Origin of the sequence: Enterococcus sp. 7F3_DIV0205 (genome assembly GCF_002141365.2) — a bacterium.
In the GTDB taxonomy this organism is placed as follows: domain Bacteria; phylum Bacillota; class Bacilli; order Lactobacillales; family Enterococcaceae; genus Enterococcus_L; species Enterococcus_L palustris.
Map to the genome: position 1 here is coordinate 2,996,020 of NZ_CP147244.1, position 17,960 is coordinate 3,013,979.

15 protein-coding genes and 1 pseudogene are annotated in these 17,960 nt (G+C 38.2%); 15 read left to right on the top strand and 1 reads right to left on the bottom strand.

Features of this window, described 5'->3' with window-relative positions:
- The first annotated feature begins 229 nt into the window (after positions 1-229).
- The 15 genes from A5821_RS14085 to truA all read left to right on the top strand — a co-directional run bounded on the left by A5821_RS14085 (position 230) and on the right by truA (position 16,519).
- A complete protein-coding gene (locus tag A5821_RS14085) occupies positions 230-1,429 on the top strand; it encodes a hypothetical protein (protein ID WP_086315353.1) in 1,200 nt (399 codons plus the stop codon).
- 20 nt (positions 1,430-1,449) lie between these two features.
- Positions 1,450-2,631 carry a M20 family metallopeptidase gene (locus A5821_RS14090; RefSeq protein ID WP_170923044.1) on the top strand — a complete coding sequence of 394 codons (1,182 nt, stop codon included), beginning with the start codon at positions 1,450-1,452 and terminating at the stop codon, positions 2,629-2,631.
- A gap of 531 nt (positions 2,632-3,162) precedes the next feature.
- Complete coding sequence (locus A5821_RS14095; RefSeq protein ID WP_086315354.1) at positions 3,163-4,266, top strand: tyrosine-type recombinase/integrase; 1,104 nt, start codon at positions 3,163-3,165, stop codon at positions 4,264-4,266.
- Between the two features lie 604 nt (positions 4,267-4,870).
- On the top strand, positions 4,871-7,648 hold the full coding sequence (locus tag A5821_RS14100) for an isopeptide-forming domain-containing fimbrial protein (protein WP_339098786.1): 2,778 nt from the start codon (positions 4,871-4,873) through the stop codon (positions 7,646-7,648).
- A 16-nt stretch (positions 7,649-7,664) separates the two neighbouring features.
- Positions 7,665-8,015, top strand: a complete 351-nt coding sequence (locus tag A5821_RS14105; protein WP_086315713.1) for an LPXTG cell wall anchor domain-containing protein — start codon at positions 7,665-7,667, stop codon at positions 8,013-8,015.
- Positions 8,012-8,821 carry a WxL domain-containing protein gene (locus tag A5821_RS14110; RefSeq protein WP_170923045.1) on the top strand — a complete coding sequence of 270 codons (810 nt, stop codon included), beginning with the start codon at positions 8,012-8,014 and terminating at the stop codon, positions 8,819-8,821. The genes A5821_RS14105 and A5821_RS14110 overlap by 4 nt, the downstream gene beginning before the upstream one ends.
- Positions 8,822-8,889: 68 nt before the next feature.
- A complete protein-coding gene (locus A5821_RS14115; protein ID WP_086315357.1) occupies positions 8,890-9,723 on the top strand; it encodes a WxL domain-containing protein in 834 nt (277 codons plus the stop codon).
- 112 nt (positions 9,724-9,835) lie between these two features.
- Positions 9,836-10,915: a DUF916 and DUF3324 domain-containing protein gene (locus tag A5821_RS14120; protein ID WP_086315358.1), complete on the top strand. Its 1,080-nt coding sequence runs from the start codon at positions 9,836-9,838 to the stop codon at positions 10,913-10,915.
- 24 nt (positions 10,916-10,939) lie between these two features.
- On the top strand, positions 10,940-11,617 hold the full coding sequence (locus A5821_RS14125) for a hypothetical protein (RefSeq protein WP_086315359.1): 678 nt from the start codon (positions 10,940-10,942) through the stop codon (positions 11,615-11,617).
- Between the two features lie 13 nt (positions 11,618-11,630).
- A complete protein-coding gene (lepB, locus tag A5821_RS14130) occupies positions 11,631-12,257 on the top strand; it encodes a signal peptidase I (protein WP_086315360.1) in 627 nt (208 codons plus the stop codon).
- A 25-nt stretch (positions 12,258-12,282) separates the two neighbouring features.
- Positions 12,283-12,969, top strand: a complete 687-nt coding sequence (locus A5821_RS14135; RefSeq protein ID WP_339098791.1) for a winged helix-turn-helix domain-containing protein — start codon at positions 12,283-12,285, stop codon at positions 12,967-12,969.
- 305 nt (positions 12,970-13,274) lie between these two features.
- On the top strand, positions 13,275-14,114 hold the full coding sequence (locus A5821_RS14140) for an energy-coupling factor ABC transporter ATP-binding protein (RefSeq protein WP_086315362.1): 840 nt from the start codon (positions 13,275-13,277) through the stop codon (positions 14,112-14,114).
- Positions 14,090-14,959: an energy-coupling factor ABC transporter ATP-binding protein gene (locus tag A5821_RS14145; RefSeq protein ID WP_170923046.1), complete on the top strand. Its 870-nt coding sequence runs from the start codon at positions 14,090-14,092 to the stop codon at positions 14,957-14,959. The genes A5821_RS14140 and A5821_RS14145 overlap by 25 nt, the downstream gene beginning before the upstream one ends.
- A complete protein-coding gene (locus A5821_RS14150) occupies positions 14,956-15,753 on the top strand; it encodes an energy-coupling factor transporter transmembrane component T family protein (protein ID WP_086315364.1) in 798 nt (265 codons plus the stop codon). The genes A5821_RS14145 and A5821_RS14150 overlap by 4 nt, the downstream gene beginning before the upstream one ends.
- A 19-nt stretch (positions 15,754-15,772) precedes the next feature.
- Positions 15,773-16,519 (top strand): tRNA pseudouridine(38-40) synthase TruA, encoded by a 747-nt coding sequence (gene truA / locus A5821_RS14155; RefSeq protein ID WP_086315365.1) that lies wholly within the window; start codon positions 15,773-15,775, stop codon positions 16,517-16,519.
- Between the two features lie 82 nt (positions 16,520-16,601).
- On the opposite strand, the pseudogene A5821_RS14160 reads toward truA, so the two are convergent.
- Positions 16,602-17,797: pseudogene (locus A5821_RS14160) on the bottom strand (pyridoxal-dependent decarboxylase).
- Positions 17,798-17,960: the final 163 nt, after the last annotated feature.

A 17,960-nucleotide genomic window follows, 5' to 3' on the forward strand; every position in this document is an offset into this window, starting at 1 on the left:
AGTGTTATGATGTTGGAGGCGACTCCTAGTCTAGCTCAACGCTTTCCCTGTCGAACTTGGTTTGACAGGGGAGCACTCATCATAGTATAAGGTGTATTTTTTTGTCCTAAGAATTTTTCTTAGGACTTTTTTTATTTTTGTTATGTTATTGCATCTAGGTGTGAACTTTAGTATACTTTTATTAGTCGGAATTTTCAGACAAATACAAAGAGTTTAAAGGGGGAGTATCATGGCGCAAATGACAGCTTTCACATTACTGATGGCTATTTTATATATCGGAGATGTTGTATCAAGTAAGACAAAAGCGTGGATTTCATCCGTTTTTGTTTGTGCAGTACTATTTGTTATTGGCTATTGGACTTTTTTTCCAGAGAATATTGTTGAAATTGCAGGGATTCCACCAGTAGTCGCGACATTATTGATGTATTTATTGATTACAAATATGGGGACCTTATTATCGATCAAAGAACTAGCCAATCAATGGAAAACAATCGTGATTACACTTTCAGGAATTTTAGGTATCGTTGTATTATTATTAACAGTGGGATCATTGATTTTTGATTTTAAAACAGTCTTGGTCGCAGTTCCACCGCTAGTTGGCGGTGTTGTTTCATCATTGATTATGTCAGAGGCTGCTCAAACGGCGGGATTAACTTCGCTATCAGTATTGGCCATTTTAATTTATGTAATGCAAGGATTCGCAGGCTATCCGTTAACGTCGATTATGTTGAAAAAAGAAGGAAAACGAATGCTTGAAAAGTACCGAAATGGGGAATGGACACCCGTTCATGAACAAGAAAATGGACAAGTAGAAGTAGATGAAGATATACCAAGATTATTTAAAAATGTTCCTGTAAAATACCATACTGATTTTTCAAGAATCTTTCGTTTGGCAATTGTGGCCTTGGCCGCCTATTATGTTTCAGTATGGTGCGCACCTTTTGTTTCAATTAGCCCATTTGTTTTATGTTTATTCTTTGGTGTTGTAGCTTCTTCAATAGGCTTTCTAGAGAAGCAACCATTGAAAAAGGCGAATAGTTTTGGCTTTGCGATTTTAGGGTTAATGTTATTTATTTTTGATGGACTGAAAAAAGCAACGCCAGAGATGTTAGAAGAATTATTTTTACCTATGATTGGTATTATTGTTATTGGCGTTATTGGGATGTATGTTTTTTCTGCGATTGTCGGGCGTTTGTTAGGTGTTAGTAAAGAAATGGCCTTTGCTGTTTCACTGACAGCGTTATACGGCTTTCCAGCGGATTACATCATTACCAATGAAGTTATTCAGTCATTGACAGAAGATGAAAAAGAAAAAGAAGCACTGACCAGCCATATGATGCCGCCGATGCTAGTTGCTGGTTTCATAACGGTTACCATTGTATCAGTGATATTAGCAGGCGTTTTTGCAAGTATTTTATTGAGTTTATAGAATAGGAATGAGGGAATAAAATGAAAGAAATAAAAGCGTTGATCCAAAAGTATAAAGAAGAGATGATTGATTTTAGACGAGACTTACATCAACATCCAGAATTGCAATTTGAAGAATTTAGAACAACTGAGAAGGTTGCTGAAGCGTTAGATAAAATTGGGATTGCTTATCGCAAGACGGAGCCTACAGGTATTATTGCGGAACTTGTTGGCGCTCAGCCTGGAAAGACTGTTGCTCTACGAGCAGATATGGATGCTTTACCTGTTCAAGAACTAACGGATGGACTTTCATATAAGTCGCTGGAAGATGGGAAAATGCATGCGTGTGGACATGATGCACATACGGCGATGCTACTAACAGCAGCCAAAGCTTTAAAAGAGGTTCAAGCGCAAATAAAAGGTACTGTCCGTTTTATTTTTCAACCCTCAGAAGAAAATGCACAAGGGGCAAAAGCGATGGTTGCACAAGGCGCAGTAGAGGGTGTAGATGATGTTTTTGGAATTCACATCTGGTCACAAATGCTTTCTGGAACAGCATCTTGTGTTGTGGGTTCATCATTTGCTTCAGCTGATATCTTCTCCATTGATTTTAAAGGACGCGGTGGGCATGGTGCTATGCCGGATGCTTGTGTAGATGCTGCCGTTATGGCCTCATCCTTTGTTATGAATGTACAAACGATTGTTTCAAGAGAAACGAACCCATTAGATCCCGTTGTAGTGACTGTGGGTAAAATGGATGTTGGTACGCGATTTAATGTTATTGCTGAAAATGCTCGATTAGAGGGGACTGTGCGCTGTTTTAGTATAGAGACGCGAGATCGTGTAGAGAAAGCTTTAAAACGTTATGCAGAACAAACTGCCGCGATGTATGGAGGAATAGCTACTCTGAATTATGATTATGGGACAGTCCCGGTAATCAATGATGAAGAAGACGCATTGTTTGCCCAAGGCATTATCAAAGAAAACTTTGGTGATTCAGCACTTATTCAAGAACCGCCAACTACTGGAGGAGAAGATTTCAGCTATTTTACTGAAAATACACCAGGTTGTTTTGCTTTAGTCGGTTGTGGAAATCCAGAAAAAGATACACAATGGGCTCATCATCATGGTCGTTTCAATGTGGATGAAGACGCAATGGAAGTTGGCGCAGAACTATACGCGCAATATGCTTTTGAATATTTAGAAAAAGTAGATATGGATTAATTACATCTATAAATTAAATGTCATATTGAAGAAATAGGTATGTTAATAAGCTAAGCGTATTTGTATAGTGAAAATACTCCACGGTAAATGAAATTAGTATAAAGAAAAATACTGTATTTCTAGTAAAAATTGAAATTTTTCTTTGGCATGTTTATTGTATACTTTATTTAAATCAAAAACGTTTCCTGTTTTTCTATAAAACAGGAAACGTTTTTAATTTGATTTTTAAAGTAACTAGTTTAACAACACAATTAATTCTATTAGAGTATTTGATAAAAATCAAGTAGCTAATCGGAAAATATCTCATAATTATTTCCAGTTTTTTTGTTAAATATGGAAAAAAATGAGAATTTATATAATTATATCGTTTTTTTTGAGAGAAAAAAGTAGGAATCTGGTCTAAATTTTTTCAGTAGATGAAATTCTATAGTGACTTTATTTAGAAAATCAGTATCGAAGTGTACAAGAGGCGGTTCGTTTTTTTCCGCCGTCAGTTCCGCCGTCAATACAGATAGAAAGGATTTGATTATTTTGATTAAAGGTGAAAATATTTATAAGCGAAAAGATGGACGGTGGGAAGGACGTTATCCAAAGGCTAGAAAAGCAGATGGTTCTATTTATTATGGCTATATCTATGCACGCTCCTATCGAACCGTCAAAGAACAGATGATTGAGAAAAAAGCACAGGCAATTGTATCTTATGAAGGGCATTCAAAAGAATTTCAAGGAACTTTTGGTCACTGGGCGCACCTTTGGCTGACAGAGATAATGGCGAAAAAAATCAAAGAAAGCACATATGCTAGCTATAACAATAAACTTCAATTACATATTTTACCCTTTTTAGAAAGCTATCCGCTAAAAAAGATTACTTCATTAACGATCAATCAATTCGTTCAATCGTTAGCGAAGTCATTGGGATCAAGTTCGATCAAAATTGTATTTAGGATCGTCAAAAGTTGCTTTGAAGCAGCAAAAGAACGAGGATTTATTTATTTGAATCCTTGCGAGAACACAGCTTTACCTAAAAATTCAAAAAAAAATATACAAGCTTTGACTCGTGCTCAACAGAAAGCTGTAGAAGCAGAGAGTTTAATGGATGAAAAGGGGTTACCTATTTTATTAGCATTAGAAACTGGGATGCGCATTGGTGAAATCTGTGCATTGAAATGGACGGATATCGATTTTGAGTCCTCTTTATTAAGAGTTGAACGGACAAAGCAACGAATTTGTTTACCCAATAGTACTACTGGGCAACGGTCAAAAATTGTAGAGACAGCGCCAAAAACAGCAAATTCGACTAGAGTTATTCCCTTAACGACAAAAATAAAAAAAGTACTATTGTATTGGAAAAGTCATTCTTCAGCTGAGTATGTCGTGACTAGTGATAATCGCTCAATAGAGCCTCGTACAGTTAGTTATCGCTTTGAAAAAATTAAACAAAAGCTGGGTTTATTTAACATGCCATTTCATGCTCTTCGCCATACCTTTGCCACACGTTGTGTAGAATTAGGAGTAAATATAGCAGCCATTAGTTCATTATTAGGCCACTCATCTATAAAGTTAACATTAGATACCTATACCAACTCATTTTTAGAAGAACAACGAGCTGCAATAAAAAAATTATCACTTATTTAATCTGTTTTTTTAATTTCATCTCAAATACATTATATTTGTGTTTTTTTAAAATAACTAATGTTTTTTATTAGGATAATATTCTTATGATTCGCTTTACTCAGATGAGTAAGGTTATTTTTTTGCAATCCGCCGTCAAATTAGTCGTCAAACGAGAAAGGTAAATAGTTTTATATAAGGCTTTTTCAGTGCTGTTTCCTGTTTTATAGAAAAACAGGAAATGAAAAAGTATCTTTCTAAAAAAGAAATAATTCAATGGCTTTGTTTAGCTGTCTGGAATTTATAATTAGGTATATATTTTTATTACTTTTTTTTCAGTATAAATTGAAAAAATAAATTTGATAATGTAACGATATAAAATTTTGGCATAAAATAATTTTTGTAGAAAATTCGTGAAAAGTGACTAATTTAATAATACTATAAACCAGAAAAATAGAAAAATATTTCGAATACAACTATTCTTTGTTTTCAATTTTTATACCAACCATCGTTTAAAAGAAGCTAAAACATATAAGGAAGTAACTCTTGTATGGTCGGCAAGGTTTCCTTTAAATGTAGGCTGCTATAAAAAATGAAATATATATTAAATGGTGAAAGGAGGAAAAATGTGAGTAAAAAAAGTCAGACACTTGTTGTCTTAATTCTATCGCTAATCTTTATCTGGGGGGGACTCTGGGGAGGGACGGCTGCTTTAGCGGCGAAATTACCAGTTGCTATACCAGATACGCCAGATACAACTCTAGGATGGCGACTATTGGATCAAGACGATAATATTGATTTATCTTCATTTACTAAAACAGATGTAAATACGCCTGCTAAACTAACAGGAGGGGCTTTCGATCGTGGTATGAGAGACTACTATCTGTTTTTTGGTCATGTAGGATCTTCGAATAACTATACCTACGCAACAAGCACATTTTCTACAATTGGTAATATGTATGCTCGGTTAGGTAGGGCTTTCGAACTCCCACTTTTAGGGCCTATGATAATAGGAGTGAAGAAACAAACTGATGCATCTCAAAAGTCTACTCGTGTTTTTGGATATGATTTTGACTATAGTAGGACTTATACGGGAGAGACGGGAAGTAGATTTGACATCGGCGATGTAGAACAGAATCTAATGACGGGAAAGTGGGAAGTTAAAAGAGCTGGACGAACAAGCGGAAGTTCAAATGTAAATGACATTTATATTATGGAACAATACGTGAAAGACAATGAAATCGTTGCGTATGGTTATTATGGTCGAGGTGTAAGTTCCTCAGGTACCTCTATGGAGTACATGCCAGTAAGAGTTCATGGATATGTGGTGGATTTTGAAACAGGTCGAGTTCGTTATGATATAAGTTACTATAATAACAGTGGTCAAATAAAAAATTACGCAATGACTCATGCTTCTCACATGGATGTTGGTGGGAATCATATGAGTTCTAAATTATATTCTTACGGCGATGCGGGAATCTATTTCGATGAACCAACTAAGACCATAGTCGATGGCATTCCAGCAAGGATTTATTTTTATACTAATGCTGGATACAATCAAATGAAAGGACCTAATGCAACAAAAATTGGAGATCTGGGCCCTACTTTCCAAGTGGGCAACTGGTTTGCTATACACAAGGGGGGGTGGAAGCTTCCAGAGAATACAAAAATGGCTAGTAAGTTGACTGGTGCTACAGATGCTTATCAAGCTTGGGACGCGCCTATGCCAAAAGACACCTACTACTCGTTGACTCATCCAATCTTTGCATTGAGATGGGAGATCAACACCATAGAATCCAACAAGATTGGAACTGGTTCTTTAGATTTGTCAATTGAAGAACCAGCCGAACTTAAGCCAAAGGCAATAAAAACATTTGACAATCTTACCGAATTGACACCGAAGAAAAATGTAGTAGGAGATATCCTTGAATTTACATTAAGTGCCACAAACAGTGGCGCTGGAGTGATTCATGAGTGGTCGCAACTTACACTATCAGATACGATGCCTAAAGAATTAGAATTAGTGAGGGACTCACTGAGTGTAACTGATACTGATGGTACTGTGACAAATCTGGCTCCTACGGATTACCAATTTGACCAAAGACCAGAAACAAGTTCTTTTAAATTAAATAAATTGTATAGCATTGCTCCTGACAAAGAAGTAAAAATCAAGTATAAAGCAAAAATTATCAGTGGCACGAATACAACTATCATCAATCGATTTTTTGCTAGTAATCCAGTAGACCAAAATGCTGTAGGGGAGGTTAAGATCCCTATTAGTGAGGAACCCGCCAAACCAGAAGCGGCTAAAACATACACAAATAACACGTCAACGGACGGAAAAGATCGAATGGATGACAGTCTTACTTTCGAATTAAGTGCATCAAATACAGGAGAAGCCCCTTGGCAAGAAGTGGGTTGGAAAGATGAGTATCCAGCAGAATTAGAATTAGATAAAGAGTCCTTCGTCTTAGTAGATGACAAAGGCGTAGAAAAGAAAGTTACACCTATTTTTCATGCATCACTTCCTTCATTTACAGTAAGTGATACACCACTAGAGGTACAAGCAGGGAAAAAGATAACCCTAAGATATAAAGCAAAAATCATCTCTGGTGAAGGAACGACGATTACCAATAAAGTTACAGCTTATACAGTGAGTGATTCGACCAAAAAAGCAGAGGCTCAAGTGGCGATTCCAGTATTTCCCAAAAAACCTTTGATCAAAGACCTCACTATCCACTTTGTAAATAAGGCCGGTGAAAAAATTGCGGAGCCGATTATCCGAAGTGAAACGATTGGTTCGATTGTCAAGTTGAAAGAAGAGGCAGAGACTGTCGGTTCAGCTCTTTACAATGCGATCAAAGCGGTCGAAGCGAACCAATTTAAACTCGTTGAGCGCCCCGCGAATGAAGCCTCTGTTGAAATTATTGACGGAGTCAATGAAGTGACCTATGTATTTGATGGAAAACTTCTGCTTTATTCTGCACCCAATAGAATTAATTTCAGTACCCACAAATATGATGGGAAAACCACAAGGGTGAACGCCCCGGCATACGACCAAGATTTGGTGGTCAAAGATGGCCGTTCCGTCAAAGATAAATGGACCTTAACGGCGAAATTAACAGCTGAAATGACCCATATAGATCCTGCTCATAAAGACAGTGTCTTAAAAAATGCGATTCGTTATGTATATGAAGGGAAAGAAATCATATTAGACAAGGGTGCTCAGCCGATCATGGTTCATACAAATGAGGCAGAGAAAGAACTCTATAACATTAGTACCACATGGAATGGCACCAAAGCAGGCGACGGCTTCAAGTTAGAAGTTGACCCAGGCGATGTTAAAAAATTAGGCAGCTACCAAGGAGAAATTCTATGGGAACTCGCAGCGACGCCGGATCCGTAAGAGAAGGAGGAGAGATATGAAAAAAAGCTATAAACGACTATTTTTCGCTCTGTTACTTCTTGTAGGAATTGGAGCGGCGAATACCCAAAAGGCCTTGGCCGAGGGTGGCCAAGTCACGACCAATGGTGTAGTTGGTTTCTATGAAGAATCGAGTACTGAACCGACACACGCTAGTACCAGTGAACCGTCAACGGCAACCAGTTCTTCTAAAGAGTTGCCCATTACAAAACCGAAAGGCCGCTTGCCGAGTACTGGTGAGCTCATTCAAAGTCCGTATACATGGGTGGGCGTGTTGTTAGCTGTCGGAGCCTTGATCTTGTTTCGACGAGCGAAGAAAAATCGGTCAGCGAAGGAGGGGAATCAATGAGTGATTTAAAAACAATTATTCCTCTTTCCTGCTTGGCTCTCTTAGCGCTAGGCTTACCCCTTACTAGTTATGCCGAAAGCAGTGATGTAACAGGGACTGGAAACATCGAAATGACAGGGGGCATCCCGAAACAGCCGATCGATCCAGAAAACCCAGAAATCCCCGTTGATCCGGGGCCAAGCCCGTCAACAGACGGTCCATTACGCATCGATTTTGTGTCATCATTCCACTTTGGACATAATAAAATCGAGGAAAAAAACCGACAGTTTTACGCGAATGCCCAATTGTTTCACGACGGGACAACGCCCAGAGGGAGTTATATCCAAATTACAGATGAGCGTTCGGATAAAAAAGGGTGGACCTTACAAGTACGCCAAGAATATCAATTTAGAAATACGATCATTCAAGAAAAAGAAGCCCAAGAATTAAAAGGAGCGACCTTGTCTTTAGACCACGGTTGGGCCAATAGTATCTATACGTGGGAAACCCCGCCGATCGTGACGAAAGATACCATTGAAATTTCAGAACTGGCCATGACGCAAAACATTGCGATTGCCGAAATAGGCAGTGGGAAAGGTCAATGGACGATTGAATTTGGCGCATCGGAAACGAATAAAAACCAACAAAAAAATACTCTATTTCCAAAAACGACCCCATCTGGTGATGCCATCGTAGACCCAGAATTTGAGAATCAACCAGTTTATGGAAATACCGCTATTTTCTTATCTGTTCCAGAGAGAACAGAAATCAAACCAGTGCAATATGAAACAGAATTGACCTGGATCTTGGCAGCCTTGCCAACTTAATTGGAGTTCACTTGTGCAAGCAAGTAACTATATATAAAACACACATATATCTTTAGGAGGAAAACACAATGAAAACAAGAACACTATGTACCGTTGCTTTAGCAGCCATCGTTTCAGCATCACTAGCAGGAAGCGCAACAGCTTTTGCGGATGAGCACTCATTAAAAGGAAAAGGAATCATTGAAATCATTGAAGACAATGGGGACAATGAAGACATCGATCCAGAGAAACCAGGGACGATCAAGCCAGAAGATCCAAACACTGTAGATAAAAACCCAGTCTTTGGTCCAATTACGATTGACCGTGTAGCGGTGTTGAATTTTGGGCAACAAAAAGTATCGACAAAAACAGAAACATACACAGCCGCAGAAATTCCAGTAACGGAAGTGGCTCCAGATGGGACAGAAACAGCAGGAAAAGTACGTGGACCCTACGTACAATGGACAGACAAACGTGCTGGAGATGACCACACGTATTCTATCAAAGCTGAAATGACAAAACAATTTACACACACAACAAAAACAACGAAATCACTAGATAAAGCAACGATTGCTTACACAAATGGCTTATTAAATTCAACACAAGAAAATATTAACTATTGGCCAGCAGGAGAACCAACAAACTTCACATTAGGAAATGGTACAACCAATCCAGGTGCCGGCAAACAATTGGTCTTTGATAACACAGCGTCTACAGGAGCTGTTGGTTTAGGCACGTATTCTGCGGAATTCGGACAATCCGCTGACTTTACTGCAGCGAATATCTTACGTCCAGGTGCTTCTACTGCAGGTGTTGGTAAATCTGCTAGTTCAGTTTCCTTAAACGTACCAGCTCAAACCATTGAATTAGGCACTTACGAAGCAGATATCACATGGTCAATTGAATACACACCAGCACCTTAATTCGTGATACGAAACGAGGTGAACTACTCAGTCTAGTACTGAGGCGTACAAGCGGTTGGCAGTTTCTAACTGTCAGCCCTTGTTTATCTTATAAGTAAAGGAAGAAGATCGAATGAAATTAAAACGAACATACATGTTATTTTTGATGATGGCAATGATAAGCATCATCAGTACCAATCACTATACATATGCCAAAGAACCCTCCGCACAAGATGCACAAGGGGCAACTGGTTTTTATTATGAACTCAATTATCCAGAGAATCAGAAAGAAGAAAATGGGTACTTTGATTTGAAGATGACACCAGGACAAAAACAAGAAGTCAGCCTCTTGATGAAAAATTTAGGGGAGAAAGAGCTAACGATCGGTATCAGCTTAAACGGCACAAGAACGAACTCTAGTGGTGTGATTGAATATGGCCCTAGCCAAATTGAAAAAGATGCGTCGTTAAAATTTGATTTTGTGGATTTAGTGAACGCCCCTGAAACAGTCACCTTAGCGCCTAAAGAAGAGAAAACGGTCCCGATTACGATTACAATGCCGGAAACGTCATATGATGGGATTATTGTTGGCGGAATTCAATTAAAAACGATTGAAGGGGAGAACCAAGAAGAAAAACCCGCAAAAGAAGGGGCGAATATCGCCAATAAATATGCCTATGTCATTGCGATGGTGCTGCAAGAAACAGACAAAGAAGTCAAACCAGAACTAGCCTTGAACAAAGTAGAAGTAGGCCAATTCAATTATCGTAATACGATTTTTGTGGATGTCTCCAATACTCAGGCAGCATTTTTACGAAAATTATCAATGGAAGTCCAAATAACGCCAAAAGGCAAAGCGGAAGTGCTATACGAAACCAAGAAATCAAGCATTAATATCGCCCCCAACACCTTTTTGCATTTCCCCGTTACGATGAATGGGGAAAAGATGGTGCCAGGAACCTATACAGCGAATATCCTTGCGAAAGCTGGGGATCAAAAATGGACATGGCAGGAAGACTTCACTATTACAGACGAACAAGCAGATAAATTTAACCAAGATGATGTCGATTTAGTGCGGGAAAAAGGCGTGAATTGGCCCTTGATCATAGGGGTAGCGGTAGGAATATTTGTGCTCGTCATTGGTCTTATTGGCGGAATCCGTTTCATGAATACCAAAAAGAAGAAAACAGAAAGAAAAAACAGAAAGAAATAGACCGAAGTAAGGTAGGGTAAAGAAATGACTGTATTGGAAATAACCATACTCGTCCTTCTAACGTTGACGATACTGAGCGGATTGCTTTTCCTTCTGTGCGTATTGATTTCTGTCAAACTAACCAAAGAAGCCAAACAACTGGCAAAAAAACGAGGAAAAGGGGCCAAACGAAAACGACAACTTGCTCGAAAACGGAAACACTTACAAGGTCAAAAGAAGAAAAACAAGCGTCGAACACTCCTTTTTTTGGTCGTCACGTTTCTATTTTTTGGAGGAAGTCAATTGGTAGCCTATTATCAATCAATGAGCCTAAGTCATGAAGATGAAGAGTCCGTTGTAAAAAGTTACTTTTTATTGAATGATTTTGATGAGCAGTTGGAAAAGGCGAAAACAGAAAGTGAAAGTAAGGAAAAACTAGATGGAAATATCCGCTACTTAGCGAGCGCTATTACGAGTTATGGTGCGAATCGAGCGAGTGATTTGAACACAGAAGAAGGTCAGTTGATCTTGAATCGTTACTATAAGGCGATGTTGGATCTTGGCACGAATGCGATGCGCATGACGGATGGTTTTTATGGGAATGAAGAAGTGATCGCAGGGTATCAAGAAGATATCAACCGAATACGTGGGTACCAAAAGAAAGTCTTTGAATTGTATAAAGTCGATGAAGCAGCCCTAAAAAAAGCCAAAAGCAATTCTTGAGTAGGATCGGATCATGAGCGCAAAAAAACAAACAGGTAAACCGAAGAACAAACGAGCTAGAAATAGTCAATCCATTCAGCGAACGAAGAAGAACAAGCAGGCACTAAACAAACTAGTTCGTCGTAAAAAGCGGAATAGACTGTTTATAGAAGTAATCTGTGGTATGGGCCTCCTTATTTTATTGATATATGCACAATCCTATTTCTTCTTCAGTTTAGCGAAAGTCGACAGCTACGCAATGAGTCCCACCTTGAAACTGGGGGAGTATGTCTTGATTGAAAAACAAGCCCCCATTCAGCGTCAAGCGATCGTGTTGATTAAACGCAAAAGTGCACAGAAATCAGAGTTAAGACGTGTTATTGGGTTGCCCACAGAAAAAATAGCCTATCAAAATGACCAACTGTTCATAAATGAAGAAGAACGAGCAGAACCGTTTATCGCTTTGGAAAAAAAAGCAGCGTTTGAGAATGGCTTTGTCTACACGAAAGATTTTAGTTTATATGAAGTAACTGGAGTTGAAACCATCCCAAAAGATACCTATTTTGTGATGGGAGATAACCGCTTGTATTCAACGGATAGTCGAGAGTACAGTGTGATAAAAAAAGAAGAGATTATTGGTGTGGTGAATACAAGTCAGTAATAAGAGAGGTGGAGAGGAGAATAAGATGTACAGAGTAGGAATAGTGACGTTTGGAGAAGAGAACCTGAATGACGTACAATGGCCAAACGAGTGGCAAGTGGGAGTCATTGACACACAAGAACCGTTAGAAAAAAATACGTATGATTTACTTCTTTTTTATGAACAATCGATGGAACAGATTGCGAAGATTTGCGAATATATACTGCATACAAGAAAAGTGACCAATGCCTTATTATGGGTTTGGACAACGTTAGAAAGCGAAAGTACCCGAAAAGTTTACCGAAGTTTGGGAGTCGATGGAGTAGTGACGGATCAATTGACGGTAGAAGAGTGGTTACTGACATTGACGAATCATTTAAACCGTTTTAAGACGAAAGGAACGCCCCGAGAGGAAGAGCTTTTTGTGAAAGCACCAGCAGGAGAGATCTTGCTTAACGGAAGAAATAGCACAGTAAAGATTGGGGATCAAAAAGCGATACGGTTAACCCGATTAGAATACCAAGTATTGGACTTATTATATCGAAATGCGGGACAAGTCGTAACGTACGAGGAAATCTGGGAAGAGATATGGCAACAAGACGGAGAAGAGTCTAATCTATATCGAGTCAGTAATATCATTTTTCACCTACGAAGTAAAATCGAACAAGACATCAAACAACCCAAAGTGATTAAAACAGTTCGTTCTAGAGGTTATTGGTTGGATAGGGTTTAAATAACAGTGAATAACAAGTTTAGGAAACTGAAAAAGTAGCATAGATATAACTGGAAAAGTTATATTTATGCTATTTTTGTTGAATCAAAGAAATAACGTAAAAAAGTACTATGTTTTTTCTAAGAAAAAGTTGTTTGAAAGTTTACTGCTTATTTTATAAAAAATCGCTCTTGGTAGGTTCATTTCTCCCTTAACGGAGTTATTTTTGTTATAATGAGTATTGTTGTATTTAAAAGAATATATGATTGAAAAAACACTGATTTTTTGTTAGTGTTAGTAAGACTAAATAATTGAGGGAGTACGCGATGCAACCGATAATTGAATTAAAAAATATTGATTTTAACTATCAACCAGAAGATGCTTCTCCCGCTTTGAAAGATGTATCTTTTTCCATCCAACAAGGTGAGTGGATTGCGATTATTGGACACAATGGGTCAGGGAAATCAACGTTGGCCAAAACGATCAATGGGTTATTACTACCTGCTTCTGGCAGCATTTCAGTTGGCGGAAAAGAGCTAAATGAAAACAACGTTTGGGATATTCGCAAAATGGTAGGGATGGTGTTTCAAAATCCTGATAACCAGTTTGTTGGGTCAACAGTAGAAGATGATGTTGCATTTGGTTTAGAGAATCAAGGGATTCCTCGCGAGGAAATGCTTGTTAGAGTTAAAGATGCGTTAGAGAAAGTTCGAATGAGTGCCTTTGCCACACGGGAGCCAGCTCGATTGTCAGGCGGACAAAAACAGCGTGTAGCAATTGCAGGTGTAGTTGCTTTACGTCCAGATATCATTATTTTGGATGAAGCTACAAGCATGCTTGATCCAGAGGGACGAGAAGAGGTTATTTCGACAATTAAAAAAATTAAAGAGGAAAGTAACTTAACCGTTATTTCTATTACACATGATATTGATGAAGCTGCTAATGCGAATCGGATTTTAGTAATGAAACAAGGAGAACTTGTTAATGAAGGCACTCCAGAGAAAATTTTCTCTGCTGGAACGGAATTGATCCAGATGGGCTTAGATTTACCTTTTCCAGAAAAACTAAAAATTTCTTTGAAGCAGCGTGGTATCGAGGTGCCAAATGAATATTTGACTGAAGAAAGGATGGTGGATTGGTTATGGACATCCGTTTTGAAAAAGTAGATTTTACGTACCAACCGAATACACCATTTGAACAAAGGGCATTATTCGACTTAAATTTGACGATAGAAAATGGCTCTTATACAGCAATCGTAGGGCATACTGGTAGTGGTAAATCCACTTTGTTACAGCATTTGAATGCGTTAGTAAAACCAACAAAAGGAACTGTAACGATTGGTGATCGAGTGATCGTTCCTGAGACAAATAATAAAAATTTAAAGCCGATCCGTAAAAAAGTTGGTATCGTATTTCAGTTTCCGGAAGCTCAGCTATTTGAAGAAACGGTAGCCAAAGACATCGCTTTTGGTCCGAAGAACTTTGGCGTATCAGGAGAAGATGCTGCGAGATTAGCTGCTGAAATGCTTGAGTTAGTTGGACTAGATGCTAGTTATTTGGAACGCTCTCCATTTGAATTATCAGGAGGTCAAATGCGTCGTGTGGCGATTGCTGGTGTTCTGGCGATGGAACCGGAAGTGCTCGTTTTGGATGAACCTACAGCAGGACTTGATCCACAAGGGCGTAAAGACATGATGGAAATGTTTCAGCGTTTACATGAAGAACGCGGTATGACGATTGTTTTGGTGACCCATTTAATGGATGACGTGGCTAATTATGCAGATCATGTGATCGTATTAGAACAAGGCCAAATTGTTAAGGCTGGCACACCACAAGAAGTTTTTCAGGATATTGATTGGTTGAAAGAAAAACAATTAGGTGTACCAACTGCTGCGATCTTTGCAGAGAAATTACGAGCGAAAGGTTTTTCTTTTGAAGGATTACCATTGACTGCGGAAGCTTTAGCGGATGATTTATTAAAAGGCTTCAAAAAGGCTGGTGGAGATCTATGATGAATAAATTGATTTTTGGTCGCTATATCCCAGGAACTTCTTTTATTCATACGATGGATCCACGGGCAAAGCTGATCGCTAGTTTTTATTTTATTGGGATCATATTTTTAGCGAATAATTGGCAAACATATGCTATTTTAGCTATTTTTACTTTATTTGCGATTTTTCTATCTAAAGTGAATATTCGTTTCTTTATTCGCGGTATCAAACCGCTGATTTGGTTGATTTTATTTACAGTGGCTTTACAGATGCTGTTTACTCAAGGTGGGGAAGTTTACTTTAGTTGGGGAATTTTTACGATTACCGAATTTGGTGTGATCAATGGTTTATTTATATTTTGCCGTTTTGTATTGATTATTTTTATGTCTACATTATTGACATTGACAACACCGCCTCTTGATTTATCAGATGCGATCGAATATTTATTGCGTCCCTTGAAAGTTGTTCGTTTCCCAGTTCATGAAGTTTCATTGATGTTATCGATTGCGTTGCGCTTTGTGCCAACATTGATGGATGAGACTGAAAAAATCATGAATGCGCAGCGAGCACGTGGAGTAGATTTTGGAGAAGGAAATTTGATCCAGAAAATGAAAGCTGTCGTTCCTTTGTTGATACCGTTGTTTGTTAGCAGTTTTAATCGAGCAGAAGATTTAGCGACTGCAATGGAAGCTCGTGGATATCAAGGCGGAGATGGCCGAACGAAATATCGGATTCTTCATTGGCACTTGAAAGACACAGTAGTGATGTTGGCGTTTGCCATTTTAACTGGAGTGTTAGTTTTAATAAGAAGTTAGAAGTAAAGGTGGAAAAGAAATGCCGCGCTATAAAGCAATAATTGCGTATGATGGAACGAATTTTAATGGATTTCAAACTCAGCCAAATGGCCGAACTGTTCAGGAAGAGTTTGAAAAAACATTGAGGAAAATGAATAATGGCAAAACAATTACGATTTTTGGTTCTGGTCGAACAGATGCAGGGGTTCATGCTGCAGGACAGGTCATTCATTTTGATTATCCACAAACGAGAGATTTAGAGAAGATGCGTTATGCGTTGGACACCCAAACACCAGAAGATATCGCGGTGAAAAGTGTGGAGATCGTTTCAGATGATTTTCATGCCCGTTATCATGTTGTTGAGAAAACCTATCAATTTCGGGTAGATATTGGGAAACCGAGAAGTCCGTTTAGTCGATTCTATGCGAGTTATTTTCCTTATGAAGTAGATACAAAAAAAATCAAGAGAGCGTTAACTGATTTAGTGGGAACTCATGATTTTACTTCATTTTGTGCTTCTGGTACTGAAATAGAAGATAAGGTACGTACGATCCATGAAGTGATTTTGGATGTTAATGAGGCAGAAGATGAGCTGCTTTTCACGTTTCGAGGTGACGGCTTTTTATACAAAATGATTCGAATCTTGGTAGGTACACTGCTTAAAATAGGGAATGGGCGGATGGATGAAACAATAATTCCAGAAATTCTGGCAGCCAAAGATCGAAATTTAGCTGGACCCACTGCGCATCCAGAAGGATTGTGTTTAGTTGAAGTAAAGTATGAATAGTGTGAATAAAAAGTTCTCAGCTTATAACTTAGCTGAGAACTTTTTTATCTGTATCTATTTAAGTGTTAAACATGAAACATGCTTAACGAGTGAAGTCATAAGATTGTAATCCATCGTTATCATGAAAAAGAATATGTGCTTGGTTTAGTACGATCAATCTACTTTGTAAGACCTTAACGAAATCATCGCTAAATACATTCTAAAGTCCTCCAAAACAACGATTCGTTGGACAAGAGTTTTGACAAACGATAAGTGGGAACTGTACAACTAAAGGGTCTGAAAGATTGTAAAGTGTCCAGTGGACGTTTTTATCTTTCTTGAGTGAATAACGAATAACGGGCAATTCATTGCCGTCATTAATAACATCACAATCACCAAATGTCGCTAGTTTTTTCCTGAAAAGTTAGCAACGACGCGTGTTTTTTGATGGATTTTCTGATATCCTTCAAAAACAAAGCTCAAAAAATTATAGTATTGACCGATAATAGGAGATGCACTATGTGAAAAATTGATAGCCATTGCTGGCATAGTTCCACCCAAATGACTAACTTCAAAAATTAGTTCTTCTGGAAGATATTTCTTCCCACGCCAGATAACCCATCCAACCCCAGGGGAAACTAAGCCATATTTATGACCAGACGTATTTATAGAAATAACATTATTTAATCGGAAATCCCAATCAGGTTCTGAATCAACAAAAGGTGTGAACAATCCGCCTGATGCAGCATCTACATGAATAAATACTTTATAGCTCGTTGCTTGATTGTATTGTTCAACCAAGTTGTTTAACTTTTTTATATCATCATATTTTCCTGTATAAGTGATCCTACAATGCCAATTGTATATTCATCCTTGATAACCAGAAGATATCACTAAATTTGGTTTTTCTTTGTAATGTTTAAGCCTAATTTTTGCACACGATTTTGCCATGAAAATTTCATAGCCAAGCCTACAAGCATGCAGGCTTCAGAAGAGCATATTGTTGAGGTTTCTAGATAGTCTTCCGCTTCATTGCATGCCATAAGTCAGCTTGTCGATAGCATTTTTTTCTAAGGTACGCGTCATCAAACCGATTGCTTCTGGTTCCATAAATGTTTGGCAGAACGTGGCTAAGTTTTGGCGAGCATTGCCTTCATCCAACAGTTCATCTTCTACTAATTACTGTGTAATACGTGGCTCAACTGATTTTTGAGCCAGATGGTGCTTTGGTAATACAGTGCTTTCTGCTCTTGTTCCAAAAATTGGTTCTAAATAATCTGTTTCTTTTTTTTGCAGCATTTGTCTTCACTCTAAAAAAATTAGTCAAAAGCATCCTTCTATAATCAGTGTATAACGTTTAAAGGAATAAGTCTTACCTTAACAATTTAGTTGTGATTGAAACCAATACTACTTTTTGAAGCAGTGATACTCTATGGTAAACATCTTAAAAGTTTTTCTTTTG